Raw genomic sequence first — 25752 nt, 5'->3', positions numbered from 1 at the left:
GACGCCGCAACAGTTTGCAGAGACTTTTTTAACCGCAGACTCCAAGTCGTTCTCGTACTAAATTGGGGAGCAGGTCAATTGGTATCTATTCAAGCCGCACGTGACGGGTGACGCCTTAATTGTTAGTTACGACACCGGAGTACGAATTACGCCGCGCCAGTCATTTATGACGACCTTAAAAAGCAAAGAAACATTAACCGCAGTAGCGGCTTTTGCGCTCTCAGGAGGAACTTGGTTCGTCAAAAACATGAATTGGAACAACCTGGATGAGATGTATAAAAACGGGGCAATGGGCCTGGGGATAATCGCGTCATTTACCTTGGCTCATGCTGCTTTCAAACATTTCTTTACTCTACCGAATTTCTCTTGGTCCGTTCCGGAGCTGAAGGATTAATATGTCTCAATTTCACAGCCCCATCGACTTCGAACGAAAGCTCATTCAGGCTTCAAACTTGGTGTTGGAAAAATACGCTCGCACCTTCGCCAACGTAAACTTCCTAACTGATAGTTCTCCTACCTACGAGCTTGACTATGTTTTCCGAGCCAATCCTCCATACGATGATGGAAGGATTTTCATTTTTGAGTTCAAGTATTCAAGCTCGCCAACACTAACTGACTCTCGCGCGTTCACCATACTTGCACGCTTCGATGCACTCAGAAATGCCAATCCGCAGTCAAGATTTGAAATGGTGCTGATTACCAACGGACATGTCCGCGATGCCGCACGAGATTTCGATGGATTGCAGATTCTAAGCGACATCACCGATATTGATACCTGGACGAAAAAATTGAAAGCCTGGCTAAAAAGAGAGATTCCCAATTTCCCTGTTTAATGACGGCGTCAATCTTCCAGTTCATGAGAGGCGAAAAAAAGGCCGCCCTCGGGCGGCTTCGCGGGCTTGTTTCCAATTGAAGAAAAAGTAGGTGAGTCAAAGCCGCCGGCGGGTCAGCAGCAAAGGCCCTTCAAGAGCGGGCGATTGCGAGCATGCCCAGCATTGTCTTTGTCGCTTGCTTCTTCTCCACCCGTTCTCCTACCCTCTAAAACAGTGGGACTTGAGCGAATTAAACGGAAATCAAATAACCTAAGAATTTAGGTCTTACAGTTGTGTTGAATTGCATCCAAATCCGCACCCCCACTTTTTCCCAGAAGTTTACATACTAAGTTGCCCCATGTTTAGACCACAATCCTGCTCATGACAGCGAGCAGGAGAACGGAGTGATAGACGTGGCCCTACTTGGAATTATTCGGCGCTGGTACATCAGAGACCATATCTCTATCCGGGAAATCGCGCGCCGACTGGACATCTCCCGCAATACAGTTCGCCGTTATATCCGTTCGGATGCGATCGAACCAGCATACCTAGCAAGGCATTCGCCTAGCTCTCTTGATGAGTTCGCTCCCAGGCTCTCTGCTTGGCTGAGTGCTGAATCCGTCAAATTTCGCAAGCAACGAAGAACCCTGAAACAGATGTTCCTGGAGCTGAAAGAGCTGGGATATGAAGGATCGTACGACCGTGTGGCCGCCTTTGGAAGGCAGTGGAAAGTGGGTCAACTGGAGAGGGTCAATTCTGCGAGCAGATCAACAGACAAATCCCCTTCGGAGCCGCAAATACATCCTCGACTCATTGACGCTTCTACTACCCCCTAGCTAGGCCGCATTCGTTTTATCTGATATGCAGACACTTTAAAAATATCCGATATTCAGATATTTTAATATTATCTGCTATTCAGATATATTTACTTTATCTGTAATTCAGATAAAATAGATTTATCTCGATATCGGATATTCTTACCATGGCTATCAATATCTCCCATCCCCTCCTCACCACATCCCAGCTCGGCCAACTGCTCGTGTCGACACGCAAGAGGAAGAAGCTCACGCAAGCGGAGGTAGCGACCCGTCTCGGCCTGAGCCAAAATCGTATCTCTCATCTGGAACACAACCCAGACGAAATCAGTGCCAAGCAGTTATTCACTTGGTGCGCAGCGCTTGAGCTGGACCTGAGGCTTGGGGATAGAGCGCCGGCACCGCTCAACACCACCCTGGAGTGGTAACTATGGGACGTCGCTCACATAGCCAAACACTCCATCTCTGGGCCAATGGGGCCTATGTTGGACGCTGGACGCTCAACAGTCACGGGGTCTCCGAACTGGCTTATGACGCCAACTGGCAGAGCTCAGCGGCCGGACGCCCAATTTCGCTCTCGTTGCCGTTCAATATGCATAACGAGCCGATTAAGGGGCCCAATGTCACGAATTATTTCGAAGGGTTGCTGCCCGATAGCGATAGCATCCGCAAGCGTGTTGCGGAGCGATTTAAAACAGGCTCCCTTGATTCGTTCGACCTGCTGTCGGCCATTGGCAGAGATTGCGTCGGTGCGTTACAGCTCCTTCCAGAGGGTATCAAACCAGAAGGGCTGGAGCAGGTTGATGGGATACCTGTTAGCGAAGATGACATTGAGCGCCACCTGCTTGAAGTGGTCAACATAGACCGGCATGGCGGCCCAGAAGACCCCGACGATGACTTCCGGATTTCTCTGGCCGGGGCGCAAGAGAAGGACGCTTTCCTATGGTGGGACGGGAAATGGATGAAGCCGCGAGGAGCCACGCCGACAACACACATATTCAAACTCCCCATCGGGATGGTGGGTGGAAAAAAGGCGGACTTCACCACGTCGGTCGACAACGAGTGGCTATGCCTGCGCCTCTTCAAGGAATTCGGCCTCCACACGGCAAACGCCGAAATTGCAAGGTTCGGCAAACAAAGAGTGCTCGTCGTAGAGCGTTTCGACCGCGCAGTATCAAGCGACGGCAAGAGGCTGTTCCGGCGTGTCCAGGAAGACTTTTGCCAGGCTACTGGCACTTCTCCGCACAGGAAATATGAGAATGAAGGCGGGCCTGGCTTGAACGCGATGTTCACCCTGTTGCAGCAATCAGAGCGGGCCGTAGAGGATATGCGCACCGTTATGGCTTCACAGCTCCTCTTCTGGATGCTACGTGCCCCAGATGGCCATGCGAAAAATTTCAGTATCCAACTACTGCCTGGCGGCGGGCGCTTCAGGCTAACCCCTATTTATGACGTGATGTCCGCGTACCCCGTCATCGGCCCAGGTCCGAACCAATGGGATGAGCGCAGGCTAAAGATGGCGATGGCCCTACAAGGCGCCAATAAGCACTATCTCGCGCACACTATCCTGCGTCGACACTTTAACAGCACCGCCAAGGCCGTCGGCTTCGGCGCGGATGCAGAGCCGCTGCTGACCGACTTCATCGCCCGCACGCCAGCAATTGTAGAAAAGGTGCGCAACGACCTACCTGAAGGCTTCTCTGAAAGGGTCGCCGATAAGGTTCTCGGAGGGCTTCTCGCCGCCGCGAAAGCTCTGGAAGCAATGCCGGCCACCTGAATCAGGGCATACCTTTCCTACGAATAGAAAGGTAAGAAGCACTGAGCTTCTCTGCCTGAAGTAGTGGTGGCATAACCAAAAGCAGAAGCCCCGAATAACGGGGCCTCTGGTCCAGCGGGTCCGATTCCTCTTAGTTAGCGACTACCGCCACCATTGCCTGCCCCCCCGTATGGCCAAGCCAGAATCAGTATCAGAGACAACTACCCTTCAAACGGAAGCTGTCCATCTCCATGACGCACCTGGAAAACATTCAGCGTCATGGCAACCAACGCGTAGTAACCCAGCAGCCCTACAAGATTCACCAATACCTCGACACCAAAGTACTGCTCTGCCTCTTTGTAGAGCAGCTCTGAAATTCGCTTCGTTTCGTAGAGTTCCTCCACCAGCTCCCAAATCAACTGTTCTTCACGAAGCGCAAATTTCGGCTCCTTGCCCAGGCGCACCAGTTCGATATTCCGTTCATCCAGTCCGGCATCGATGCCAATAGGATAGTGAATCTGCCACTCTGCCTGGGCCCGCCACTTCGAAGCCGTACAAAGGATCGCCAGCTCAGAGAGCCGTAACGACAACTTCGTGTGATAGCGGCAGAATGCGCCAAGCTTCTGTGCATGCTGTGCCAGCTCAGGGCTGTGAATCCACGAGAGGAACGGACCTGCCAGGTTACCGCGCGGCCCGTTCAAGATGTCATCCAGAACGCGCTTCTGTTCTGGCGAGGCTGTTGCAACGTCGACGGCTGGCAGCCGAGGTTCGCCTGCTTTTTGTTCCATAGACTTCCTTGTCAAATACTCGAATGATGGGGATGCGCTTGAAGCTGTCCGATACGACCGCAAAGGTGGAGCATGACGAGCAGCAATGCGCAAACCAGGGTGGCGGCTGAAAAGCTTAACAGACCGGTGCGATAACTTCCCGAGGCTTGGCGCATGATGGGAAGAAATGCGGCGCCGGCACCAGCACCGAACTGGAATACTGCAAAGATCACGCCATAGAGCTTGCCGAATGAGCGCATACCGAAATAGCGCTTCAAAAGGTAGCTGAGCACATCGAACTCCGCCCCCAGCACCATTCCCAGCAATGCGGCACACAGGAACACCACGTCGCCGTTGACGCCGTACGCGTAGAGCACACAGGCAATCGTGCCTCCCAATGCGAGGACGCACATGACCAAAGCCGCAGAGATGTAGTCGATAAGCAGGCCGGTGAGCAGGCGGCCCACGATGACGAAGATGCCGAAGGTCGCCTGTACCATCGCAGCGCGCTGTGGGGTCACGCCTGCATCAATCAACATCGGGATCTGGTGAACAATCAATGCGGTATTGATGATACCCAGCAGCATGAAGATACCGACCAGCAGTTTGAATTGCCTGCTGCGCGCGGCCTCCTTGAAATCAACACCGGGAACGCTCTGCGCTTTCCCCTTTCTGGGCTCAGTACCAGGTTTTTCCCGGATGAAGAAGAACGCGATGGGTAGCGTCAGTGCGACCAGCACGGCCAGGCCCACGAATCCGGCACGCCAGCCTTGCTGAACAATCACCGTTCCGATCACGAGTGGAATCACTGCACCACCGATGCCAATACCCGCGTTGGCGATGCCGATCGCCAGGCCCAGGCGCTTGTCGAACCAGGAACTGACGACACGCAGATACGAGAGTGGGAAGATACCAATACCGATAGCCGGCAGAGCAACCCACGCAGCGTAGTAGATCCACGGCACCGGCGGCATGAAGTACATCAGACCTATGGCGACGCAGAACAAGGGGATGCATGGAATGATGATGGCCCGCGCGCCGAAGCGGTCAGTCAGGTAGCCCTGAATCGGGGAAATGAACATCACCGTATATGACACGATAGAGCTGGCGAGCGCGATCTGGGTACGACTCCAGCCAAAATCGGCTTCCAGGGGCTTGATGAAAAGCCCCAGACTGAGCACCGCCACGGTACTGGGACCGAACATCAAGGCAATCATCGACGCAAGGACCACCACCCACCCGCGATACCGCCAGGACTCTTCTCCGACCGTAGCGGCGGCAGTCCCACTGGACAACATATTCATACTATCTCCGTTCTGTTCTTTTGATTCAGGGCTTGGGCTGCTCAGAAGCGGGTTGCCATGCCGATCCGGAAGATGGCTTGGCTACCGGTGCTGGAAGCAGACCCCGGGCCGTACAGGCCGTTGATCCAGGCCTGGGTAGTGGCGTTGTCGCCGCCTGCCTTCTGATACACGGTCTGCAGGTAGATATCGGTTCGCTTCGAGAGCCAATACTGCAGCGTCGCATTTCCCTGATGGGCGTAATTGTGCGCCAATTGCGCGTTCCCCTTCATGTACTCATAGGAGACGCCCAGGTTCCAGGCGACATCCATCTGCCAGTTGACGCCGGCTTGATAGACATTCACCTCGCCCTTGGTCAGGGTATTGCGGGTGTTGGTGTAGAGCAGATTGAGCTTGTAGTCGCCGATCCGGTATCGCGCGCCCAAACCCCAGTTGCGGATACCGTCGTGACCGTTGCTCATGGTGGAGTAGCGCGCATCGGTATATGCGGCTGCGAGGCCGAATGCACCGCTGGCATAGTTGGTGCCGAGGCTGATGGTGCGCGATGCCGAGGTGTCTCCCGCTACCTCGCCGAGGCCGTACATCCCACCGAACGTCACGCCATTGAAATCCGGACTCAGATACTTGACGGAATTGGCGACGCGAGCCAGGCCGGCCAGGCGGTCGAAGTCCGAGGCGCCGGTTGGGTTGTTCGGCACCGCCAGGGCATTGAACGGTCCCTGGCGGAATGTGTAGTACCCGCCATAGGTCAGCGCGGAATCAAAGCCGCCGAATAACAGCGAGTCGTGCATGAATTCGTACTGGTTACCGGCAGTGAGTGTGCCCCATTTGTTATCCCTCAGACCCACCAGCGATTGACGGCCGAAGATGAGATTGTTTCCAGGCAAGGATGCACCGGTGCTGAGATTGAACTGGCTCTCAAGCTGAAAGATGGCCGCAGTGCCTCCACCAAGATCTTCTTGTCCCTTGATGAACAGGATATTCGGGACGCCGATGCCGTTATCGGCTCGCAGATTGCTTTTCCCGGATTGATTGCTGACGTATGAAACCCCGGCATCCATGATGCCCGAGATGGTGACGCTGCTTTGAGCCCAGGAGGCGACGGGCAGCGTAGCAAGGGCAGCAATTGCGCCGAATTTCCATTTGATTTTTTGCATGTCTCTCTTTCCTCTTTCAGAAGGACGCACGACGCCCTATCGGCCAAGTGCGACATTCGGTTTCGTTGTTATGGTTGTAGCTCGTCGTCAAAGACGACGATGCATCTGGCGCTGAGCGCCGCGTGATGAAGTGGGTAAAGGTCTCCGATGAGCTGCGTTTAGAAGCTGCATTAATGAGCCACATTTATGAGCAGCTTTTTGTGTTGATGCGAGCAAACTATTTCCGTCTCCCATTTCCCGGTGGGAGTAGCGTTAATCTATTCCTTTACGATTCCCCATCTTGCTTCAGTCCGCGCTAGAATTTGACTAATAAGGCGACATCAATGGCGAACGCATTTCGCCCACCAGATGAAAACAAAAAGAGCGCCGCAACGACCAAGGAGACAGCCATTTTTATCCGCACCTTCTCTACCGCCGAGAGTCCGTCCCGTGAGGGCGCGCGATTGTTCGAAAGGCAGATGGCCAGCCTTTTTTCGATCGGCCTGTCACTGGACTCCGGAAAAGACGAGCCCCTGAGCACCCAGATGCAAGCCTATTGCGGCAGAAGCCTGCAGTTTGCATCCATCCGCTTTTCTCCCCATGAGACGTCCGCACCGGCGACACATAAAGACACCCGCCGGTGGCTGGTGACTGTCCAGAAGGAAGGTGAGGCGCATGTTTCCCAAGGTGGGCGCAGCGCCCGTGTACGACCTGGAGACATGGTGCTTATCGACCTGGCATCCCCCTTCCACATCGAAACCGGGCATATGGTGACGCACTCGACCTATGTGGATTCGGAGCTGTTGCGCAGGGTGGTTCCCGATGCGCATCTGCGCACGGCCAGGCGAATCGAGACGGCCGGTGGGCCGGGGGCAATCTTCCGGGCAATGAATGACGAGATGTTCGGCATGGCATCGGATCTCGATGAAAATACGGCCGCGCGTATTGCGCAGGCCCTTCCCTACACGCTTGCGGTTGCGCTGTCCCTCTGCGACAAGGAAATGACGGCCCTGCCCTCCAAGCTGCACGTTTTTCACCTTGAGCGCATCCGTGCGTTTGTTCGTGACAACCTGCACGATTCGTCGCTGGATGCGGAGATGATTTCGCAGGCGGTCAACCTGTCGACGCGGCACATCTATCAGCTCTTTACCGCGGAACAGACGTCGCTGATGAAGTGGGTGTGGTCCGAGCGTCTTGAGCGATGCCGTGAAGACCTGGTGTCGCGTCAACTCTCGAACCGGCCCATCGGGGAGGTGGCTTATGGATGGGGCTTCAGCGATGTGGCCCACTTCAGTCGTGCCTTCAAGGAGAAGTTCGACATGACCCCTCGGGAGTACAGGAAGGTGCACGGCTAAGCCCTGCATGGATGTGGCAGGGCCTCGGCCGTCAGGAGCTGCCTGACTCCTGATTCCTGACTCAGCTCAGCAGGAATTGCCCGACGACTTCCGTGAATTCGGCAGCGGCTTCAACATTGCTGATATGACCCGACGGCAGCACCACAAATCTGGCGCCCGTAATGGCCTCGGCGACCTTTGCACAAATCTCCGGCTTCACGGCGGCATCCTTCTCACCGGCGACGACCAGCGTGGGTGCTGATATCTCCTGCAGCCGCGCTACGTGGTTCATTCCCTTGATGGCATCGACTGCCTCAAAGTACCCCGCCTGGGTCGTAGCTCGTACAAGGGATTCAATCCATTTCACGGTCAGCGGCGCACGGGCGCGATAGTCATCATCGAACCAGCGTTCTATCGTCGAACGTACATGCTGCTCGGCGCCGAACTCGCGGTAACTCCTCTGACGCTCATTCCAGAGCGCCACCACGGGTTCAGGAGTGACCGCTCCCGCGTTGGCAAGGACGAGCTTTCGGATTCGCTCCGGAAATTCCAGTGCAAAAGCCTGTGCAAGCATTGCGCCAAGCGACACGCCGACCAGTGATACCTGGTCAACCCCCGCCCTCGTCAGAGTCACGGCCAGTTGCCGGGCGAAGTCCGTGAGTGTTGGCGTCCCCCCGAGCGGCTTGCTGAAGCCGTGTCCAGGCAGGTCAACCAGAACCAGCCGGAACGACTTTGACCAGACGGGCAGTTGCAGGCGCCATATATCGCGATTCGCACAAATGGGGTGCAGCAAGACGACCGCGTGACTGTCATCCTTGCCGAGTGACTCGGCTGCAAGTGGAACAATTTCAGCGTTCATCTCAGCCTTTCACTTTCCACTGGGCCAGACCAATCCCTGTGTACCATTTGGAGACTGCCTTGTAGTAGAGCGACTCGAACTGGGCACCGTCTGCCGCTCCATGGCCAATCAACCAGTTGCGGATTTCTTCCGCACCATTTCCTGCAGCAGCGACATGGCTTGTCGCGTGCTCAACAATCGTATCCGTATGGCCGCTGCCCAGGTTGGCCAGGAACTGGCGGTCAAATTCCTCGTTGACCATGCCCATTCGCGGCGTGGCGATATCGTGGCTGATGCCACCGGTGGCAAGAATCGCGATGCGCTTGCTGGCGTCAAAGCTGGCGATCGCCTTGCGAAGGAACTTGCCCCAGTCGACGCATCGGCGCATCGTGGGCAAGGGTGGCTGGACACAGTTCACCAGCAACGGAACGATTTGTACGTGAGGTACCAGACCGGCCAGCAACAGCGGGGTCAGCGAGCCGTGGTCAAGCACCAGCTCGATCGAGAAGGACGGGTCAAACCCGTTCTGCAGCGCTTCACCCAGGAGGTGCGCCCCCAATGCCGCATTCCCCGGCAAGACTTGCTTCTCAGCCTTCAGCCAGTGTTCCACAGGCGTCTGGTAGCTCTCGGCGGCACCGATGCAGAATGCAGGGAAATTGTTGAAAAAGAAGTTGTGGACATGGTCATCGGAAATGACGATGACGGTATCGGGCCGCGACTCGGCGATGCGCCGCCCCATCTCCTTGAACGCCGCGAAAATCGCGTCCCGGTCTTCACCGGGGATGGCATCCGGAAAATTCAGCATGACGGGCGTGTGGCTCGCCGCATAGATTCCTACGAGTTCAGCCATTCTTTTGTCCTCCAGCGACGGCCTTCAGTGATGCAAGGAATTCCTGCTCTGAAATGCGCAATCCCAGGCAGTGCGCCCTTAACAGATAGGGATTGGCACCCGCCAGATACATGGTGCCAATATCATTGGTACGAACCGCTTCCCGGAGGTTTTCCGGCATCGGTACGGTCGACAGATACTCGCCCGGAGATGCCAGATAGCGCTTGAGCTGCCCATCGTTGTGATGGACTTCGAACAGCACCTTGTTCAACCAGTAGGCAGATTGCGATGGAATCTGCTGGACCCAGTTTCCACTCATGCGGCCCCCACCTGGTTTTTGACGTGGGTGGACAGCCACTGGACGATCGTTGGCAGCGTCTGCGGCGTATTTCCCATGTGTCCGCCCGGGAACAGGCGAACGGCCTTGGGAGTGCCACGTTCGATCAGGAGATGCAGGTCAGCGATGGGACACTGCTTGTCTTCTTTGCCGTTCACCAGCAGCATCGGCGCGCTGGGTTGGTCGAGCAACCCCTGGTCCACCAGAGAAAGGCGCTTGAAGCCGTCAATGTATTCCTGGTCGGTGGTCACGCCCAGCATGCGCTGACGCGTTTCGACAAGCTCCATCAGGTAGCTGTCGGGGTAGCGGGAGGATTCGACCCACTCAGGCTGGAACATATAGTGGGCGCCACCGCCCCAGTTCACAGCGGCCGCAATGCGTTCCGGCTGCAAGTGCGCCAGTTTGGTCGCCCAGTAGCCGCCGAACGAGCGCCCCAGGATGCCGACCTTTGCGCCGTCCAGGTCACTCTGACGACTGGCCCACTCGAATACGGGCAGGAACTGGCGCTCTGCATCCTGAACGCCCTTCACCGGTGACTCGCCGGTGCCTGCATTGTCCATGGCGATGGTCGCCACGCCGGCCGCCAGGAAGGCATTGCATGCGGCGGTCATCTGTTCTTTCCATGCATCCACCCCGCCCCACATGACAACGACAGGCGGGCGCTCCACACCTTGGGGACGACGGATCAGGAACACGATTTCCTTGCCTTCACCGCTGCGGCCTTCGAAGGGAATGGTGACGCGCTGCACCGGATTATCCCAATACGAACCTGCGAGGACATAGGTCTCGCGCTCTGCGCGTGCACAACGCTCCTTGTCAGGATGATTCGGGCAAGGGAATCGGCCCATGAAATAGAAGCCGCTTGCCTTCATGTAGAGCGCGGCAGCTTCTGCGTCGTTGGCGCTGTCACGGGCGCGGTCAGCCAGAGCGCGTGTTTCGTCACCGGCCTTGCCCCAGACGGCCGCCCACGATGCGCCATCCAGACCCTGAAGGGAGTCAATGAGACGCTCACCGTCTTCCTTCGACACCAGATTCATCGGGTGCACCTTGGCGGCCAGCTTACCCAGCATCCATTGCTTGGCTTCGGCCAGGGTCTTGGGGCGGCCCTGCACGGCGCCGGCATTCTCTACGTTCTCGCTCAATTCGTCACCTCTGTCAGTTGCAAGCCCTTATCGATGTGGGCCCGGGACTGATATCGTAGGCGCGCGAAGGCCAGCTACTTTGCCCCCTGTGCTGCGCCTTTTGACCCTCAGCGCAGCATCGCTGTCTGCCTCCTTCGCTCCGAGACAAATTGCACGGCCAGTTCAGGCAAATTTCATCCATGCATACCGCTACGCTGCCAGTGTGAACAACATCCTGGCCTTTTCGTATCGACTGCGGTCGTGCTGGGTCCGGTAACTGGAGACTTGTGTAGATGCAACAGAAGAAGATTCTTATCGTGGGCGGTGGGGTTGGCGGGATGTCTGCCGCCATATCGCTGGCCAGGTTCGGCCACCACGTGGAGCTCATCGACCTGGACCCGGAATGGCGTGTCTACGGCGCGGGCATCACGATTACCGGCCCTACACTGCGGGCGTTCAAGGCGCTGGGCGTGCTACCGGACATTGAAGCGCAGGCCTATACCGGCGCCGGCATTCAGGTGTGCTCTACCGACGGTGCGCGTCTGGCAGTATTGCCTACCCCCGTACGACCAGAGGATGGCATTCCCGGCTGCGGCGGCATCATGCGGCCGGTACTGCACAAGATTCTGTCGGCCAGAGTCCTGGCGGCTGGCGTGAATGTGCGTCTTGGCCTGTCGGTTGAGAAGTTCAACCAAGGCCATGACCAGGTCGACGTAGAACTGACCGACGGCACCCGGTCCAGCTATGACCTGGTGATCGGCGCGGATGGACTGTTCTCGCGTATCCGGAGCCTGCTCTTCCCGGACGCCCCCACTCCCGAGTACACCGGTCAGAGCGCCTGGCGCGCCCAACTGCCCCGCCCTCCTGAAATCGACCGGCGCCATTTCTTCCTGGGCGGCCCGTATAAGGTCGGTTTGACACCCGTATCCAAGGAGCGGATGTACATGTTTCTCCTGGAAAACGCCAAGGAAAAGCGTCGGCTCCCGGAAGAGTCCCTTCCTGAAGAACTGGAACGTCTGACTCGCTCCTATGGCGGCATCATCCGTGAAATCGGCAAATCTCTGAGCGCGGAGAACACCATCGTCCATCGACCGTTGGAAGCCTTTCTACTGCCGGGTCCGTGGTTCAAGGGCCGAGTCCTGCTCATCGGCGATGCCGCCCATCCGACGACGCCTCAATTGGCGTCCGGTGCGGGTCTGGCGGCGGAAGATGCCCTGGTATTGGCGGAAGAATTCGGTGACGGCCAGGATATCGACCGTGCGTTGATGCGCTACATGTCCCGGCGCTATGAGCGCTGCCTGCTGGTGGTCCAGAACTCACTGGAGATTGGGCGGCGCGAACAGGCCGGTCGGCCGATCGCGGAGCAAACCGTGCTCGTCGAACAATCTCTGAAGGTCCTGGCAGAGCCGATCTGACGCCGGCTCTTGGAGCAGCATGGCGTTTCTGAGCACGGCAAAATCGGGCAAGTCCTGCTTTGCATAGAGACAAAATCTTGCAGGCGAGAAGACTAATATCGGAATTTGTACCTAGAACAAAGTGGAGACCAGCATGACACAGCCATCTCACGACATCATCCGCGGCGCACAAGTCGCCATGAGCCGCCTCGCCGACCGCAATACGCCGTTTATCTTCAACGAATGGTATGTCGCAGCCTTCAGCGATGAAGTAGGTCGTTTTCTGCTCAAACGCACCCTGCTCGGCAAACGCGTGATCCTGTACCGCACCGAAGCTGGCAATCCGGTCGTCATGGACGACCGGTGCGTGCACCGTTCCTATCCTCTGTCGGCGGGTCAGCTGGACGGTGACACGGTCGTCTGCGGCTACCATGGCCTGCGCTATGACGCATCCGGTGACTGCATCGAGGCCCCCGCAGTTGCAAAATGCCCGAAGAACATCGGCGTACGTACCTATCCGCTAGCGGAGCGTGGCCCGGTCATCTGGATCTGGATGGGTGACCCCGCCCTGGCTGATGAGTCCAAGGTTCCGGCGCTGCCCTGGATGATGGATAGTGAATGGGCAGGCGCCAAGGGCTGCTACGACCTCAAGTCCAGTTACGTCTACTTGCACGAGAATCTGCTGGACACCTCGCACCTGAGCTACATGCATGCGAACACCATCGGCTCACCCGACTATGTGAAAGCGCCCACCAAATCCGAAATGGGTGAAGGCAGGTTTGCCCTGGTACGCACGGTGTCGCCGACCAAACTGCCACCGGTCTGGGGAAAGCCGACTGGCCTGGACGGCGTGCCAACCGCATCGCGCATCGTTCGCAATGAATTCCTGACGCCTGCGCTCTACGAGGTAACCACACGCTTGTACGATTCGGCACTTGCTGAAGGAGAACGTCCAGAATTCCTCATCAAGGTCGCTCACATGGCCACACCTGCCACGCACAACACCACCCACTACTTCATCTATCTGGGCCGTGACTTTGCCCAGACCGACGAGGCAGCGACGCAATTCATGGCCACGAATTTCTTCAAGGCATTCGATGAAGACGTGGTCGGCCTGAGCTTGCTCGAAGAAGTGATCGCAGAACAGGGGGACGACCTCTACGAGATTTCCATCGCCAGCGATGCGCTCGGCGTGGCCATGCGGCGTTATCTCAAAGGACGGGCCGACCAGGAAGCCAAGGATAAGGAAAACGCTCCGCCATCGACCGGTGCCGGCTTCCCCCAGGTGGTGATGATGCAGCAGTCCTGAATCCGGAAGTCAGCAGGAATGAGAATATGAAGCTCGATGCAGGCAGTAACTTGTGGATGACCATGACCGTATCGGCCAAGGTCCTGGAAGCGGATGGAATCTATTCTTTCAGGTTCAGAGCGGCCGGTGGTGAGGCCTTGCCCCGTTTCACTGCCGGTGCGCACATAGATGTCGAAGTCGCTCCCAACCTGGTCCGCCAATATTCGCTGTGTAACGTAGCGGGACAAGAGAGCGAATACGAAATTGCCGTGCTTCTGACAGAGCCGTCCCGTGGCGGCTCCAGGGGCATGCATGCGATTGGAGTCGGCCAATCGATCCGTATCAGTGCGCCCCGAAACAACTTCAACCTGGTGCCAACCACCGGTCGGTCGATTTTGGTGGCCGGTGGCGTGGGCATCACACCCATTTTGTCCATGGCAGAGGAGTTGCACGCTCAATCCAAGGCATTCGAACTTCATTTCAGCGCCCGGTCACCCGCTCGCGCAGCGTTTCGCCAGCGTCTTGCCGAACGCTCCTTTGCCAAGGACGTGCGGTTCTACTTCGATAACGAAGGCCAGAAGCTCGACCTGGCTGACCTCGCCAGGTCTCGTCAACCCGATGACCACCTCTACGTGTGCGGGCCGACCGGCTTCATGGACTTCGTCCTGGGCGAATCGGAACGGCTGGGCTGGAAAAAAGAACAGCTCCACAAGGAGTATTTTTCCCCACCGTCGGTCGAGGAAAAGAGCGGCGCTAGCTTTGACGTCAGGATTGCAAGCACCGGCGATGTCTTCCACATCCCTGAAGATAAGTCTGTCGTTCAGGTATTGGCAGAAAATGGCATCGAAATTCCTACTTCCTGCGAGCAAGGGATATGCGGGACATGCATCACCCGCGTCCTGAGCGGCAGCATCGACCACCGCGATTTCATTCTCAGCGATGAAGAGAAGCGCCGCAATGACCAATTCACGCCATGCTGTTCCAGAGCGGCTTGCCAGATGATTGAACTGGATTTGTAGTTATCCGTCATGGGCGCCGTGGCCTGCCAGGGCTGCTGATGGGGGGCATGGGACCAGCCCCTTCTCTCCGGCTCGGCAGCATGAATGAATGCGTTGTAGGTATCGGCCGGACGATGACCACCGGCCAGATCAAGAGCGTGACCAATCGCCCCTCGATGGTAGGTTCCATGATTGATGAGGTGGAACAGGGCTTCTTCGCGGCTGAGTCTTCCCCGCTTTCCATCGACAAACGTGAAAGAAATGCTCTCCTTCGAACTACTGGACGTCAGGCTCCTGGCATAGGCCAACGACCATTGGTTTGCCGCCGTCAGCCTGGAATCCAGCTCGGCCAATTCCGGCAGATGCTCGGTATTGGTGGAGTCATGGGGGTCTTCAACTCCGCGCAATCTGGCTTGAAACAACTCCTCGACGCGAACCATGTGGTTCAGCTGTTGCCGTGCGAAATCCAGGGCGCTTTTCTGTTCCGCTTGGGTGAGTTGCGCTACCGCGTCAAGAATGCGTCGGTCCGACCAACTCTTGTATTCCACGATTTTAATCAAGTCCATTTTCCAGCTCCTCCTCAGCGCTGCACGATACCTTAGTTCGAGGGTGCCAGGGTGGGGCCAACCATTTAGAAAGGGAGAAATCTATCCCCTCAGCGCCAGCCGGATACCCTCCGCATAGGAAGTCTTTTCTATCGGCCCGATCAACTGCTGCAGCGCCGAATCGTCCATGATCACCGGCTGCGTCTGCAGATAATGCATCTCCACCAGTTCGCGCATCAAGGGATTGAACATTCCGATGAACCGCAGCAGGGTCTTGCCCGCCACCCGGATCTTCAATTTACGCCCGGTCTGGCGCTCCATTTCCGCCACCAGCGCTTTTTGCGTCGTCACGCCCGCACCCGCCAGGTGCCAGATCTTGCCGAAGGCCGCAGGCGTGTTGACCAACCTGGCCACAACCGGACCGACGTCCGGCGCGAACACAAACTCGTGCGGCCGATCCAGCGGGCCGATCATGTCCGCCCTGCCCCCTTGCGCCGCTGCCTTGATCGCACCATGCAACAGGCTGGCTTCGACGCCGGGGCCGTAGAAGTCCGGCAGGCGCAGTACCGCGGCCTGGATGCGCCCTTCGGTGTGCGCCTGCATCAGCAGATCTTCCTGCGCCTTGCGCATGCGGCCCTTGAAGGTATGCGGCTGGCGCGGGTGGTCTTCACGCACCGGTGTGGTCTGCGGAACACCATACGGGTACACCGTGCCGATCAGGAGAATGCGCTTGACCCCGGCGCGGATGGCGCCGGCCAGGGTCTTGCGCATCAGTTCTGGATGCAGCTCGAACTGCGTGTAGTTGACGCCCACCAGGTAGATGAGTGTATCGACGCCATGCGCGGCCGATTCCACCGACGCCGGTGAATCGGGGTTCCAGGTGACGATCTCGGCGAGCGGATCTGATCCGAAGGTCTTGCGCAAGCTCGCTTCGCTACGGCCGACAACGCGGTATTGCTGGCCTTGGGCGCTGATGGTGGACGCGATGCTGCGACCAATGGCGCCGGCAGCACCGAACAAGGCAATCTTGGACATGGACTTCTCCTTGGGTAGCGTGTGATGGAAGAAGCTCCAGTATGCAAAATTGACGCATCAATGAAAATTGCATAAATTATCCTAGCATCTATACATAAATGAATACCATGGCCGACATCGAACCGAATTGGGAGTGGTACCGAACCTTCCTCAAAGTCTTGGAGACGGGCTCGCTGTCAGCGGCCGGACGCGAGATGGGCCTGACGCAGCCGACCGTGGGCCGCCATATCGACCAGCTGGAATCGACGCTGGGATTGAAACTCTTCGTTCGCTCCTTCGACGGCTTTTCGCCCACTGACGCAGCACTGGAACTGAAACCCTATGCAGCCGGGATTGCCGCCACCTCCGCTGCATTGCGCCGGGTCGCCAGCAGCCAGGGCAAGGAAGTGCGCGGAACCGTCAGGCTGACCGCCAGCGAAGTCATTAGCGTGGAAGTGCTGCCGCCCATCCTGACCGAACTCAGACGTCAGCATCCGGAGTTGCGCGTCGAACTGGTCATGTCGAACAAGCCCGATGACCTGCTGAACCGAGAGGCCGATATCGCCGTGCGCATGTTCAAGCCGTCGCAGGATGCGCTGATCGCCAGGCGGCTGGGCAGCATCGAATTGGGGCTACATGCCCACCAGCGCTATCTCGCGGCCCACGGTACACCGCGCTCGCTGGAAGCGCTGGCCGATCATGCGCTCATCGGCTTCGACCAGGAAAGCGCCTATGTGCGCAAGGTATTGAAAGAGCTCCCCTGGCTTTCGCGTGCCATCCTGGCGTTCCGCACCGATAGCGACCTCGCACAACTGGCCGCCATCCGCGCGGGCTTCGGCATCGGCATCTGCCAGGTGGCATTGGCGGCGAGGGACGACGCACTGGTGCGTCTGCTGCCCAGGCAATTCTCGCTCAAGATGGAAACATGGGTCGCCATGCATGAGGACCTGCGAGCAAGTCCGCGCTGCGCTGTGACATTTGCCGCCCTGGTAAAGGGTCTGGGCGCCTATATACGTAATTGACCTCCGCGTCGGGCGTTCAGGCAGCTTATGCCGGTTTTTCTCGGGCGCCGGGTATTCATCCCCTCTGCCCAGACAGCGATCCATTGCGCATTCGCAATTGATCAACAACCACAACGCCCGTTGCTTCTTTCTCCCCATCGCAACGAAAGTTGTTGACCACTGAGAATGATCGTTCTACTATACATAGAACGATCATTCTCATCTGGTTCACATGGATACTACTGACGACTCCCCTCTCACCGCCCGGCTGCTGGCCGCGACCGAGAAACTCATCTATTCAGGGGGCATTCACGCCACCGGGATGGATGCCATCGTGAAGGCGTCCGGTGTAGCGCGGCGCAGTATCTACCAGCTCTACTCAAACAAGGAAGCCTTGGTCGCGGCCGCGCTGCTGGCGAGAGACCAGCGGTGGATGGCGTGGTTTATCGATGCGACTTCGCAAACCAGTGCTCCGCTTGAGCGACTTGCGGCGATCTTTCCTGCGCTGCGCCAATGGTTTGAAACCGAGGATTTCCACGGCTGCGCATTTATCAATGCCGCCGGTGAACTTGGAGGGGTCAATCCCGAGATTGGCGCGGTAGCGGCGCTGCACAAGCAACGCTTGCTCTCCTATCTGCGTGAGCTGACCAATGCGTCAGGCTTGAGCAATCCGGACGAAATCGCGAACTATTTTCTGATTCTTATCGACGGCGCAACTGCAGTGGCCATGGTCACTGGCGATACAGGTGCCGCCGATAGCGCTGGTAGAGCGGCCGCTCTGCTTTTATCAACTCTGCAGCAGCAGGCGGGGTCCGTTTCACCTAAACATTCACGTCACCATTGAGGTCATATCATGTCATCCAATACTGAAGTTCGTCCGCCCCTTCCGCCGTTCACCCACGAGTCCGCCATCCAGAAGGTGCGCCTGGCCGAAGATGGGTGGAACACCCGCGATGCAGCAAAAGTCTCTCTTGCCTACAGCCTGGATACGCGCTGGCGCAATCGTGCCGAGTTCGCCAACGGCCGGGACGAAGCACGTGCCTTCCTCGAGCGCAAGTGGGCCAAAGAGTTGGAATATCGCCTGATCAAGGAACTGTGGGCATTCAACGGAAACCGCATCGGCGTGCGCTATGCCTATGAATGGCGCGACGATTCCGGCAACTGGTTCCGCTCCTACGGCAACGAGAACTGGGAATTCAACGAAGACGGGCTGATGCAGAACCGTTACGCCTGCATCAACGACCGCCCCATCACTGAAAGCGAAAGGCTGTTCCGTTGGCCGCTCGGACGTCGCCCGGACGATCACCCCGGCCTGTCCGAACTGGGACTCTGAGCTGGTCTCGCCGTCGCGCCTACTTCGGCCCGGCCGTACGCAAGTCCGGCGCGACGACACCTCTGTTTTCCTTGATGCGGATGAAGACGGTCATCAGGAATGCGATGAGCAGCAGACCTGAGAGGAACATCAGCCCGGTGCCTGGCGCCTGACCTCGGGTCTCAGTACCTTGGGTCGATAGGACTGGTCAGCGGACGAGAGCAGTCTTGTTCGAGAAGAAGATCGAATGGCAATTGTCAAATCGTAAGCAAAGTGGGATGTCGGTCAACTCGTGACCACCTGTCCCAGCCGCGCCACGGTGACCCCGGGTCCGAGCTGGCGCAGGGACGGCATGACGATGACGCAGTTGTCATAGGGCGTGACGAATTCCCGCTCACCTTCGCGGGCAATGACGGTGCCGGCCTGGGGGATGATCTCCATGCCGCGATAGTCTTCGGCGAATTCCAGGTCGTAGGACCTGGCCACCACCGGCTCGGTCACCTTGATGACGCTCTGCGCTACGGTTTCGCCGGCTGACATGAAGGCCATCAGAGCGGCCCCCTCCATCACGCCGGTCGCGATCAGGAATCGGCAGGCCGAGTCCATCGCGACATCCCGGCTGCGCGCGGAGAAGTGCTGGCCGGTCTCGATGAGCAGCGCATTCTTCGCGCTGGCAGGATCGCCGAAGCCGCCGTAGTCGCGCATGCGCACACCATTCGGGTGCCCGACGTCGACGATCACATGTTCCGGCGCTCCGACCTCCGCGGCGAAGCGGATGCCCTTGTCCAGGGGACCACTCACAATCAGCGGTACCGCCTCTTCATGCATGGAATGCAGGTCGAGCATGTAGTCGACCGTGTCGATGACGGGCCGCAGCTGGCGTGCACGACGCAGCTCCATGCTGTCGTCGGCGCCATCGAGGCGCGCTGGCGACCAGACCCGGTTCATGTCTTCATCCACATAGCGCGTCGCATCCGGGTCGCGGGCGTCGAAACGGCGATAGGCATCGACGTTGGCAAAGCCCAATGTGATACGTCCCTTTACCGGCTTCAGGCCGGCTTGCAACAAGCGGTCGACGGTGATCGCACCGCTGACCTCGTTGCCATGCATCAGCGCCAGGATCATCACGTGCGGGCCGGCGACGCCGCTGTCGATGCTGTGCACGAAGTCGACACCGGTGTTGCCGTGCTGCCACTTGGCGATGTCGGGAAAGGCCACTTCGACGGGATATTGCTTCAGTGCGGCGCGTACTTGTTCCAGGGTTTTCATTCAACAGGCTCCAGCTTGATTTATCGGGCGCGTCCCGTTCGGCGGCCGAGCACGATGACGGCCGTCAGGCTGATCAGTGCAGTGGCCATGACGTAGAAGCTCGGTGCCATGTTGTTGGCGCTGGCCGCGATCATCCAGGTCACGATGAGCGGGGAGAAGCCGCCGAACAGGGTCACGGAAAAGTTGTAGCTCAACGCAAGACCCGTGCCACGGGTCTGGGTCGGGAAGATATCCGACAGCAGGGCCGGGATCGGACCCAGGCAGGCCGCGATCAACACGCCGACGATGCCCTGTACCGCAATCAGGGTGGAAATGGTCGGCCAGGTGTTGAGCAACATGAACAGGGGATAGGAACTCAGCCCGATCGCCGCCATGGCGATGGTCAGTACGCGAAAGCGCCCATAGCGGTCCGACAGGGTGCCGAACACGGGTGCCGTCAGCATCAGTACCAGTCCGGTGATGAGGGCACCGATGAAGGAGGAGGTTGCAGGAATGTGCAGCTGCTTCAATGCATAGGTCGGCATGTAGAGCTTGTGCACGTAGTTGAACGCAGTGGCACCGGCGACCACGCCAATGGCCAGCAGCAGCTTGGCGCGATCACGTACCAGCACCAGTACCAGCGGTGATTTTTCGGATTGGGTCGCTGCTGCCGCGACCTTCTTGAATTCCGGTGTTTCATCGATCTGGCTGCGGATATAGAGGCCCACCGGACCCACCAGCAGACCGAAGCAGAAGGCGACGCGCCAGCCCCATTCATTGAGTTGCGTTTCGGTGAGCAGATAGCTGAGCAGCGCGCTGACGCCGGCGGCCAGTACCGTGGCCAGGCCTTGCGTAGACAACTGCCAGCTGGCGAAGAAGCCGCGTCGCTTGGCGTCGGCATGCTCGACCATGAAGGCCGTCGCCGCACCGAATTCACCGCCGGTGGAGAAACCCTGCAGCAGGCGCGCCACGATGATGATCAACGGAGAAGCGATGCCGATCTGTGCATAGGTCGGCGCGAAGGCGATCATCGCCGTGCCGACCATCATGATCAGGATCGATGCCGTGAGTGAGGCCTTGCGACCGGCACGGTCGGCGTAGGAACCCAGCACGATGGCACCGAGCGGACGGATGACGAAGGAAATCCCGAAGGTACCCACACTGAGAAGCAAGGAGGTCGTATCGTCCTGCGCCGGGAAGAACAGCTTGCCGATCACCACGGCAAAGTAGCCGTAGATCAGCAGATCGTAGAATTCCAGGGCGTTACCGATACTGGCGGCACAGATCTCCTTCCAGGGGTTCTTGCGGCGGGCTGCGTGATGGGCGGAGGCGCTGGTGGCGCTGCTGGCGTTGGCGACACTTGCGGCGGATGACTCTAGTTCGGCTGACATGCGATGGCTCCCTCTTCTCTGTGGGCGGCGCATCGCTGCTGCGTTGGCAATCCTGGCTGCGCCGCCTGTTCTATTTGGCTCGCACGCTTGATCTGTCCGGAAAAGTGCGCGCACTTTCCAGACGCATCGGAAGGCATGCCGAGAACGTCGAGGGAGTATAGGGAGCCGCTTTTTCTGGCGATTGCCGTGTCGGCACAAGCCTGTGCTTTTTGCGGCAGGAAGGGTCTGGGACGGGCCGGCGCCTATCAGGCCTGCTCGATGGCGTCCGCGGAGACGCCCTCCCAGATGGCATTGACCAGCGCATTGTCGTTGCCCCGCATGCGATAGAGCGAAATGTCGAAGTTCACGCGCATCTCGGGTTCGCCGATGATCTTCAGGCGGCGCTCGCTGAGGTCTTCCTGTACCAGCCGCTGGGGCAGCCAGGCCACGCCTGCACCGCGGCGGGCCATCTCGTGGATGGATTCGTAGGAGTCGGCTTCATACACCATGCGCAAGGCAATCTTTCTCGACAGGCCCGCCAGATGCTTGGCCAGCACCCCGCGCAAGGTCAGCGACTGCGAGAAGCCCAGCCATGGAATCGGCGCCAGCGCGGCGGCACCGCCCGTACCGGCTGCCGGCAGCTTGAAGCGCGCCCGTCCCTTGGCATCGACAGCGGCCACCGGCAGCAGGATCTCACGCGCCAGCGTCAGGGACTCGTAGCGCATCGGGTCGATCAGCAGGCGCGTGGTGGGACTGGAATAGATCACCAGCAGATCGGCATCCCCTGTGCCCAGTCGCAGGATCACCTCCTGCGCACCACCGGTACTGAGCGACACCGGAAACGGCCCGAAGCGCTGATTGATGCTCTCGTACCAGTCCGGGAAAAAGGTCCGCGCCAGGGTGCGCCCGGTGGCCACGCGCAAGGTTTTTTCCACCGGGCTGGAGGCATCCTGCAACTGGGCCCGGGCAGCGTAGAGCACGTCGGTCGAATGCGTGGCCGCATCCAGGAACAGCCTGCCCGCGGCGGTCAGTGACACCGGATGCGCGCGCACCACCAGCTCCGCGCCGACCCACTGCTCCAGCGCCTTGATGCGCCGACCGAAGGCCGGATGGGTAACGAAGCGATTCTCGGCGGCCCGCGAAAAACTGCGCGTGCGTGCCAGCTCGATGAAGTCTTCCAGCCATATCAAATGCACAATGCCACCTCTGGAGTTTGGTGTTGGCGATACTCGTCCATGCTGCTTTCCGCGGCCCTTGGCTCTCAGGGAATGACCTTGGCCCGCCCCTTCGCCGCCAGCAGCTGCACCAGCAACTGATCGCGCTCGGCGGCGATCGCAGCAGAGGTCTTGCCGGCCATCTGTTCTTCCACGCCGGCACGGATCCGGGCCTTGAGTGCGTCGGTGATGGCAGGCGTGCCGAGGTCGGCCCACCAGCTCTCGATGGGGGGGCCCAGGTGGTCCAGCATGTGCTGGATGCCGCCCTCGCCGCCCGACATGTGCAGGTTCAGATAGGGGCCCATCAGGGCCCAGCGCAAGCCGGGGCCGTAGGCGATGGCGGTGTCGATGTCCTCGGTACTGGCCACGCCCTGCTCGACCAGATGGAAAGCCTCGCGCCACAAGGCGGCCTGGAGCCGGTTGGCGATATGTCCCTTGACCTCCTTGCGGACGTGGATGGCCTTCTTGCCGATGGCGGTGTAGAAGTCCAGCGCGGCCTGCACCGCCTCGGGCGAACTCTGTTCACCGCCGATCACTTCCACCAGCGGGATCAGATGGGGCGGGTTGAAGGGATGGCCCAGCACCACTCGGCCGGGATGGCGGCAGGCGGCCTGCACCTTGCTCATCAACAGGCCCGATGAACTGGAGGCCAGCACCACGTCAGCCGGCAGCACGGCATCCATGCGCCGGAACAGGTCGATCTTGAGGTCTTCACGCTCGGGGCCATTTTCCTGGACGAAATCGGCATCGGCCAGCGCCTCTTCCAGCTGCGCCGAAAAGCGCAGCCGATCCAGCGACGCGCCCGGCGCCAGCCCCAGCACTTCCAGGCTGGGCCAATGGCGCGCAACGGCCTGGCGCAACTTCTCTTCGGCACCAGGCATGGGGTCGGTCGCCGAGACGTCCAGTCCTTGTGCCAGGAAATAGGCCACCCAGCTGGCGCCGATGACCCCGGTACCCACCACGGCAACACGCTGCACGCCCTGCTTGCCCTGCTTGCCGCGGACGGCGCCGGATGTTGATTCTTGCATCTGTATCTCCTCTTCTTGCCCTGATGGGAAGTGAAATGAACTCAAATAAAGTAATGATTTCTCGATTTTATTCGAGGAATTTTAGCGAGATTCCTACGGGCCTTCAGCTACGATGCCGTACAAACCATACAAAACAATAAATCGGACACGAGTCCGAACCAACTCCAGGCGCTTTCATGTTCTTGTACATCCCCTTCCTGCTGGCATTTCTGACCGTCGTGGTGATCGCACTGGGGTGGAGGTCATTAAGCAATAAGCTATGGTTGGCAAGCGTCGGGGTGAGCTTGTGGTGGTTCAGCCAGCACATACAAGGTAACCCGGGCTTCGTACTTTAGAGATGGATAGCGATCATGGACCGTTCCATCGTCTTTACTCCGCGTGACCCTATCCTGCCGGGCGGGATCTTCCTCAACTGCGTCTGCCTGCTGGTCGTCAGCGGCTGTCTGGGCCTGCTGCTCTACTTCCAGTGGGCCTTGCAGGAGCCGCTCTGCCCGCTCTGTCTCCTGCAGCGTACGGGCATCATCCTGACCGGCATCGGGTTCATGCGCAACCTGCGCTTTGGCGTGAAGAGCGCGCACTACGGCATGGCGGTGATCGGCGCCCTGCTGACCGGCGTGAGCGCGCTGCGCCAACTGACGCTGGAAGGTCTGCCAGGTCAGGATGCACCGGGTGCAGTGCTGCTGGGAATGCATTTCTACACGCTCTCGGCGCTGTTTTCGCTGGTTGCACTGGCCACCATCGCCGGCCTGCTGGGCGTCAAGAGCGCGGAATATCCGGCCACACTGGTGCTCATGCAGATGGCAGAGAAACCCGATATACAGCCCCGTACTCCCTGGGCCAGGATCACGACGTGCGCGACCTTCGCCCTCCTGGTGGGCGCGCATCTGGCCGCCACGATGACCGCTTGCGACCCCGGTATCTGCGATGAAAATCTGTTCGGCCGCCTGCAGCTCCAGGCCGGCAATACCCCTATCCCGTAATAAAAAAAACGGCGCACCCCGCAGAAGACGGGATGCGCCGTGCAATGAACGACTCAAGACTATCCAGTCCGGGTGCCTTGCCACCCGGACCTTGCTTCAATACATCAGAAGCGGTGCTGCATGCCCAGCGCCATGCCGAACTGGCTGTTGGCGAAGCCAGCCTCGTCACGCGAGAGGCCGACCAGCTGGTTGTTCTTGGCCTTGGCATAGGCCGTGCTCAGGTACAGGTCGGTGCGCTTGGACATCGCATACTTCAGACGCAACGAGTACATGATCGGATCGGCATCGTTGGCTACGTTCTTGATGTTCTGGTAGTAGATGGCACCGATCACGCTCATGGCCGGAGTGAACTTGTAGGTCACGCCACCCCAGAAGAAATCGCTGCGCAGGTCGGTGGCGCCGGTGGCCAGGCTCTTCTTGTAGTAGCGGTAGCCCAGGTTGAACTTCCACGCATCCGACAGCTGGTAACCGGCGGCCAGGTGGGCGCTGGTCGCGCGGTCGTAGGCGGCGCTGGTGGCGGTGGTGCTGTTGACGCGGTCGTAGGTCGCGGCCACGCTGAACGGACCCGAGCCCCAGCCCAGGCCGACGCCATACTTGGCGCCGTTGCTGGTGTCGCCGGCCACTTCGCCGAAGCCATACATGGCACCGACCTTCACGCCGGAGAACTCACCCTGGTACTTGACCAGGTTGGACACGCCGGTCGGCATGCCATCCTTGCGGCTACCGGTGGCGCCGGCCGAGGTCACCCACGAATAGTTGGCCGAATAGCCCATGGGATCGAAGGGCAGGATGAAGTCATAGGTGGTCGAGAAGGAACGACCCATGACCACGCGACCGAAGCCGCCTTCCAGGCCCACGGTGGACTGGCGGTTGAAGAGCTGGTTGGTGTCGCCGTCGAAGCTGCCGGTGTCGAGCTTGAAGCCGTTTTCCAGCTGGAACACGGCCTTGAGGCCACCGCCCAGGTCTTCCGTGCCACGGAAGCCGATGCGGGAGGTGTTCATCATGCCCGAGCTCAGGCGCACGACGTTGTTGCCGGCCGCGTTGGCGTGGTTGACGAATTCCACGCCCGAATCGATCAGGCCGTAGACGGTGACCGACGACTGCGCCTGGGCGCCGGTCGTGGCCATGGTGGCGAGGGTGGCGAATGCTGCCAGCATGCTGGCGGCGAGGTGATTCCTTTGCACTGAGGTCTCCTTGGTTGAAAGCTTGGATGGTTTGCGTCGGCACGGACGCGCCGTGCGACGTCTTCTGGTATTGCGCCCGGCCACGCCGACGAGCCGGCCGGACGAGCGGGAAGAACGGCGGGTATCCGTC

At 59.0% G+C, this 25752-nt stretch carries 25 protein-coding genes and 2 pseudogenes; 13 read left to right on the top strand and 14 right to left on the bottom strand.

Annotated elements, in window-relative coordinates; all coding sequences use genetic code 11:
• Positions 1-100 precede the first annotated feature (100 nt).
• The 5 genes and pseudogenes from BTM36_RS27540 (at position 101) to BTM36_RS01310 (ending at position 3404) form a co-directional block, all read left to right on the top strand.
• A complete protein-coding gene (locus BTM36_RS27540) occupies positions 101-394 on the top strand; it encodes a hypothetical protein (RefSeq protein ID WP_139347014.1) in 294 nt (97 codons plus the stop codon).
• 1 nt (position 395) lies between these two features.
• The gene (locus tag BTM36_RS01325; protein ID WP_077234928.1) at positions 396-833 is read left to right on the top strand and encodes a hypothetical protein; all 438 of its coding nucleotides are present in this window, start codon (positions 396-398) and stop codon (positions 831-833) included.
• 383 nt (positions 834-1216) lie between these two features.
• Positions 1217-1540, top strand: a pseudogene (locus BTM36_RS01320) (helix-turn-helix domain-containing protein); the annotation flags it as partial.
• A 254-nt stretch (positions 1541-1794) separates the two neighbouring features.
• Complete coding sequence (locus tag BTM36_RS01315) at positions 1795-2055, top strand: helix-turn-helix domain-containing protein (RefSeq protein WP_006461272.1); 261 nt, start codon at positions 1795-1797, stop codon at positions 2053-2055.
• 2 nt (positions 2056-2057) lie between these two features.
• Positions 2058-3404, top strand: coding sequence for a type II toxin-antitoxin system HipA family toxin (locus BTM36_RS01310; protein ID WP_077234926.1), 1347 nt, complete (start codon positions 2058-2060; stop codon positions 3402-3404).
• A 200-nt stretch (positions 3405-3604) separates the two neighbouring features.
• On the opposite strand, the gene BTM36_RS01305 is transcribed toward BTM36_RS01310, so the two are convergent.
• The 3 genes from BTM36_RS01305 to BTM36_RS01295 are packed head-to-tail and all read right to left on the bottom strand — an operon-like array spanning position 3605 to position 6608.
• Complete coding sequence (locus tag BTM36_RS01305; RefSeq protein WP_077234925.1) at positions 3605-4171, bottom strand: carboxymuconolactone decarboxylase family protein; 567 nt, start codon at positions 4169-4171, stop codon at positions 3605-3607.
• Between the two features lie 11 nt (positions 4172-4182).
• Positions 4183-5454, bottom strand: a complete 1272-nt coding sequence (locus BTM36_RS01300) for an MFS transporter (protein WP_077234924.1) — start codon at positions 5452-5454, stop codon at positions 4183-4185.
• A 41-nt stretch (positions 5455-5495) separates the two neighbouring features.
• Positions 5496-6608, bottom strand: coding sequence for a porin (locus tag BTM36_RS01295; RefSeq protein WP_006461268.1), 1113 nt, complete (start codon positions 6606-6608; stop codon positions 5496-5498).
• A gap of 323 nt (positions 6609-6931) precedes the next feature.
• On the opposite strand from BTM36_RS01295, the gene BTM36_RS01290 reads away from it, so the two are divergent.
• The gene (locus tag BTM36_RS01290; RefSeq protein WP_006461267.1) at positions 6932-7942 is read left to right on the top strand and encodes a helix-turn-helix domain-containing protein; all 1011 of its coding nucleotides are present in this window, start codon (positions 6932-6934) and stop codon (positions 7940-7942) included.
• A 61-nt stretch (positions 7943-8003) separates the two neighbouring features.
• Here BTM36_RS01290 and BTM36_RS01285 read toward each other — a convergent pair whose 3' ends face one another.
• The 4 genes from BTM36_RS01285 to BTM36_RS01270 are packed head-to-tail and all read right to left on the bottom strand — an operon-like array spanning position 8004 to position 11067.
• Entirely contained in the window at positions 8004-8780 is a 777-nt protein-coding gene (locus BTM36_RS01285; protein WP_077234923.1) for an alpha/beta fold hydrolase, read from the bottom strand.
• A 1-nt stretch (position 8781) separates the two neighbouring features.
• Complete coding sequence (locus BTM36_RS01280; protein WP_077234922.1) at positions 8782-9609, bottom strand: 2,3-dihydroxyphenylpropionate 1,2-dioxygenase; 828 nt, start codon at positions 9607-9609, stop codon at positions 8782-8784.
• A complete protein-coding gene (locus BTM36_RS01275) occupies positions 9602-9907 on the bottom strand; it encodes a subunit of meta cleavage enzyme (protein ID WP_077234921.1) in 306 nt (101 codons plus the stop codon). The genes BTM36_RS01280 and BTM36_RS01275 overlap by 8 nt, the downstream gene beginning before the upstream one ends.
• Entirely contained in the window at positions 9904-11067 is a 1164-nt protein-coding gene (locus tag BTM36_RS01270) for a S9 family peptidase (protein WP_077234920.1), read from the bottom strand. The genes BTM36_RS01275 and BTM36_RS01270 overlap by 4 nt, the downstream gene beginning before the upstream one ends.
• A gap of 272 nt (positions 11068-11339) precedes the next feature.
• Between BTM36_RS01270 and BTM36_RS01265 the strand changes: the two genes are divergently transcribed.
• The 3 genes from BTM36_RS01265 to BTM36_RS01255 all read left to right on the top strand — a co-directional run bounded on the left by BTM36_RS01265 (position 11340) and on the right by BTM36_RS01255 (position 14747).
• Complete coding sequence (locus BTM36_RS01265) at positions 11340-12461, top strand: FAD-dependent monooxygenase (RefSeq protein ID WP_077234919.1); 1122 nt, start codon at positions 11340-11342, stop codon at positions 12459-12461.
• Between the two features lie 133 nt (positions 12462-12594).
• Positions 12595-13749, top strand: a complete 1155-nt coding sequence (locus BTM36_RS01260; RefSeq protein WP_077234918.1) for an aromatic ring-hydroxylating dioxygenase subunit alpha — start codon at positions 12595-12597, stop codon at positions 13747-13749.
• Between the two features lie 26 nt (positions 13750-13775).
• A complete protein-coding gene (locus tag BTM36_RS01255) occupies positions 13776-14747 on the top strand; it encodes a PDR/VanB family oxidoreductase (RefSeq protein WP_077234917.1) in 972 nt (323 codons plus the stop codon).
• 125 nt (positions 14748-14872) lie between these two features.
• On the opposite strand, the pseudogene BTM36_RS01250 reads toward BTM36_RS01255, so the two are convergent.
• Together BTM36_RS01250 and BTM36_RS01245 are read right to left on the bottom strand one after the other, a co-directional pair.
• A pseudogene (locus tag BTM36_RS01250) lies at positions 14873-15292 on the bottom strand (DinB family protein); the annotation flags it as partial.
• An 81-nt stretch (positions 15293-15373) separates the two neighbouring features.
• Positions 15374-16306: an NAD-dependent epimerase/dehydratase family protein gene (locus BTM36_RS01245; RefSeq protein ID WP_077234916.1), complete on the bottom strand. Its 933-nt coding sequence runs from the start codon at positions 16304-16306 to the stop codon at positions 15374-15376.
• Positions 16307-16413: 107 nt separating this feature from the next.
• Here BTM36_RS01245 and BTM36_RS01240 point away from each other — a divergent pair, with 107 nt between their 5' ends.
• From BTM36_RS01240 to BTM36_RS01230, 3 genes are all read left to right on the top strand, one after another.
• The gene (locus BTM36_RS01240; RefSeq protein WP_077234940.1) at positions 16414-17307 is read left to right on the top strand and encodes a LysR family transcriptional regulator; all 894 of its coding nucleotides are present in this window, start codon (positions 16414-16416) and stop codon (positions 17305-17307) included.
• Positions 17308-17518: 211 nt separating this feature from the next.
• Positions 17519-18130 carry a TetR/AcrR family transcriptional regulator gene (locus BTM36_RS01235; protein ID WP_006461250.1) on the top strand — a complete coding sequence of 204 codons (612 nt, stop codon included), beginning with the start codon at positions 17519-17521 and terminating at the stop codon, positions 18128-18130.
• 9 nt (positions 18131-18139) lie between these two features.
• Positions 18140-18619 (top strand): nuclear transport factor 2 family protein, encoded by a 480-nt coding sequence (locus BTM36_RS01230; protein ID WP_006461249.1) that lies wholly within the window; start codon positions 18140-18142, stop codon positions 18617-18619.
• Between the two features lie 264 nt (positions 18620-18883).
• Here the strand turns inward: BTM36_RS01230 and BTM36_RS01225 are convergent, their stop codons facing one another.
• The 4 genes from BTM36_RS01225 to BTM36_RS01210 form a co-directional block, all read right to left on the bottom strand.
• Complete coding sequence (locus tag BTM36_RS01225; RefSeq protein WP_077234915.1) at positions 18884-19867, bottom strand: M14 family metallopeptidase; 984 nt, start codon at positions 19865-19867, stop codon at positions 18884-18886.
• Positions 19868-19887: 20 nt separating this feature from the next.
• Positions 19888-21237: an MFS transporter gene (locus BTM36_RS01220; RefSeq protein WP_077234914.1), complete on the bottom strand. Its 1350-nt coding sequence runs from the start codon at positions 21235-21237 to the stop codon at positions 19888-19890.
• Positions 21238-21482: 245 nt separating this feature from the next.
• A complete protein-coding gene (locus BTM36_RS01215; RefSeq protein ID WP_077234913.1) occupies positions 21483-22412 on the bottom strand; it encodes a LysR family transcriptional regulator in 930 nt (309 codons plus the stop codon).
• A gap of 65 nt (positions 22413-22477) precedes the next feature.
• The gene (locus tag BTM36_RS01210; RefSeq protein WP_077234912.1) at positions 22478-23458 is read right to left on the bottom strand and encodes a 3-hydroxyacyl-CoA dehydrogenase NAD-binding domain-containing protein; all 981 of its coding nucleotides are present in this window, start codon (positions 23456-23458) and stop codon (positions 22478-22480) included.
• A 350-nt stretch (positions 23459-23808) separates the two neighbouring features.
• Between BTM36_RS01210 and BTM36_RS01205 the strand changes: the two genes are divergently transcribed.
• Complete coding sequence (locus tag BTM36_RS01205) at positions 23809-24438, top strand: disulfide bond formation protein B (RefSeq protein WP_077234911.1); 630 nt, start codon at positions 23809-23811, stop codon at positions 24436-24438.
• Between the two features lie 104 nt (positions 24439-24542).
• Here BTM36_RS01205 and BTM36_RS01200 read toward each other — a convergent pair whose 3' ends face one another.
• Positions 24543-25622: a porin gene (locus BTM36_RS01200; protein WP_077234910.1), complete on the bottom strand. Its 1080-nt coding sequence runs from the start codon at positions 25620-25622 to the stop codon at positions 24543-24545.
• Positions 25623-25752 lie beyond the last annotated feature (130 nt).

The sequence above is a fragment of the Herbaspirillum sp. VT-16-41 genome (genome assembly GCF_001994935.1).
GTDB lineage: Bacteria > Pseudomonadota > Gammaproteobacteria > Burkholderiales > Burkholderiaceae_D > Herbaspirillum > Herbaspirillum frisingense.
This window is presented reverse-complemented; position numbering and strand designations above follow the sequence as displayed.

Coding starts and splice junctions, on each gene's coding strand:
- BTM36_RS01220 (WP_077234914.1), bottom strand. CDS start 21,237: ATGTCAGCCGAACTAGAGTCATCCGCCGCAAGTGTCGCCAACGCCAGC.
- BTM36_RS01210 (WP_077234912.1), bottom strand. CDS start 23,458: ATGCAAGAATCAACATCCGGCGCCGTCCGCGGCAAGCAGGGCAAGCAG.
- BTM36_RS01230 (WP_006461249.1), top strand. CDS start 18,140: ATGTCATCCAATACTGAAGTTCGTCCGCCCCTTCCGCCGTTCACCCAC.
- BTM36_RS01310 (WP_077234926.1), top strand. CDS start 2,058: ATGGGACGTCGCTCACATAGCCAAACACTCCATCTCTGGGCCAATGGG.
- BTM36_RS01325 (WP_077234928.1), top strand. CDS start 396: ATGTCTCAATTTCACAGCCCCATCGACTTCGAACGAAAGCTCATTCAG.
- BTM36_RS01280 (WP_077234922.1), bottom strand. CDS start 9,609: ATGGCTGAACTCGTAGGAATCTATGCGGCGAGCCACACGCCCGTCATG.
- BTM36_RS01225 (WP_077234915.1), bottom strand. CDS start 19,867: ATGAAAACCCTGGAACAAGTACGCGCCGCACTGAAGCAATATCCCGTC.
- BTM36_RS01275 (WP_077234921.1), bottom strand. CDS start 9,907: ATGAGTGGAAACTGGGTCCAGCAGATTCCATCGCAATCTGCCTACTGG.
- BTM36_RS01305 (WP_077234925.1), bottom strand. CDS start 4,171: ATGGAACAAAAAGCAGGCGAACCTCGGCTGCCAGCCGTCGACGTTGCA.
- BTM36_RS01255 (WP_077234917.1), top strand. CDS start 13,776: ATGAAGCTCGATGCAGGCAGTAACTTGTGGATGACCATGACCGTATCG.
- BTM36_RS01205 (WP_077234911.1), top strand. CDS start 23,809: ATGGACCGTTCCATCGTCTTTACTCCGCGTGACCCTATCCTGCCGGGC.
- BTM36_RS01265 (WP_077234919.1), top strand. CDS start 11,340: ATGCAACAGAAGAAGATTCTTATCGTGGGCGGTGGGGTTGGCGGGATG.
- BTM36_RS01235 (WP_006461250.1), top strand. CDS start 17,519: ATGGATACTACTGACGACTCCCCTCTCACCGCCCGGCTGCTGGCCGCG.
- BTM36_RS01300 (WP_077234924.1), bottom strand. CDS start 5,454: ATGAATATGTTGTCCAGTGGGACTGCCGCCGCTACGGTCGGAGAAGAG.
- BTM36_RS01260 (WP_077234918.1), top strand. CDS start 12,595: ATGACACAGCCATCTCACGACATCATCCGCGGCGCACAAGTCGCCATG.
- BTM36_RS01245 (WP_077234916.1), bottom strand. CDS start 16,306: ATGTCCAAGATTGCCTTGTTCGGTGCTGCCGGCGCCATTGGTCGCAGC.
- BTM36_RS01315 (WP_006461272.1), top strand. CDS start 1,795: ATGGCTATCAATATCTCCCATCCCCTCCTCACCACATCCCAGCTCGGC.
- BTM36_RS01285 (WP_077234923.1), bottom strand. CDS start 8,780: ATGAACGCTGAAATTGTTCCACTTGCAGCCGAGTCACTCGGCAAGGAT.
- BTM36_RS01295 (WP_006461268.1), bottom strand. CDS start 6,608: ATGCAAAAAATCAAATGGAAATTCGGCGCAATTGCTGCCCTTGCTACG.
- BTM36_RS01290 (WP_006461267.1), top strand. CDS start 6,932: ATGGCGAACGCATTTCGCCCACCAGATGAAAACAAAAAGAGCGCCGCA.
- BTM36_RS01240 (WP_077234940.1), top strand. CDS start 16,414: ATGGCCGACATCGAACCGAATTGGGAGTGGTACCGAACCTTCCTCAAA.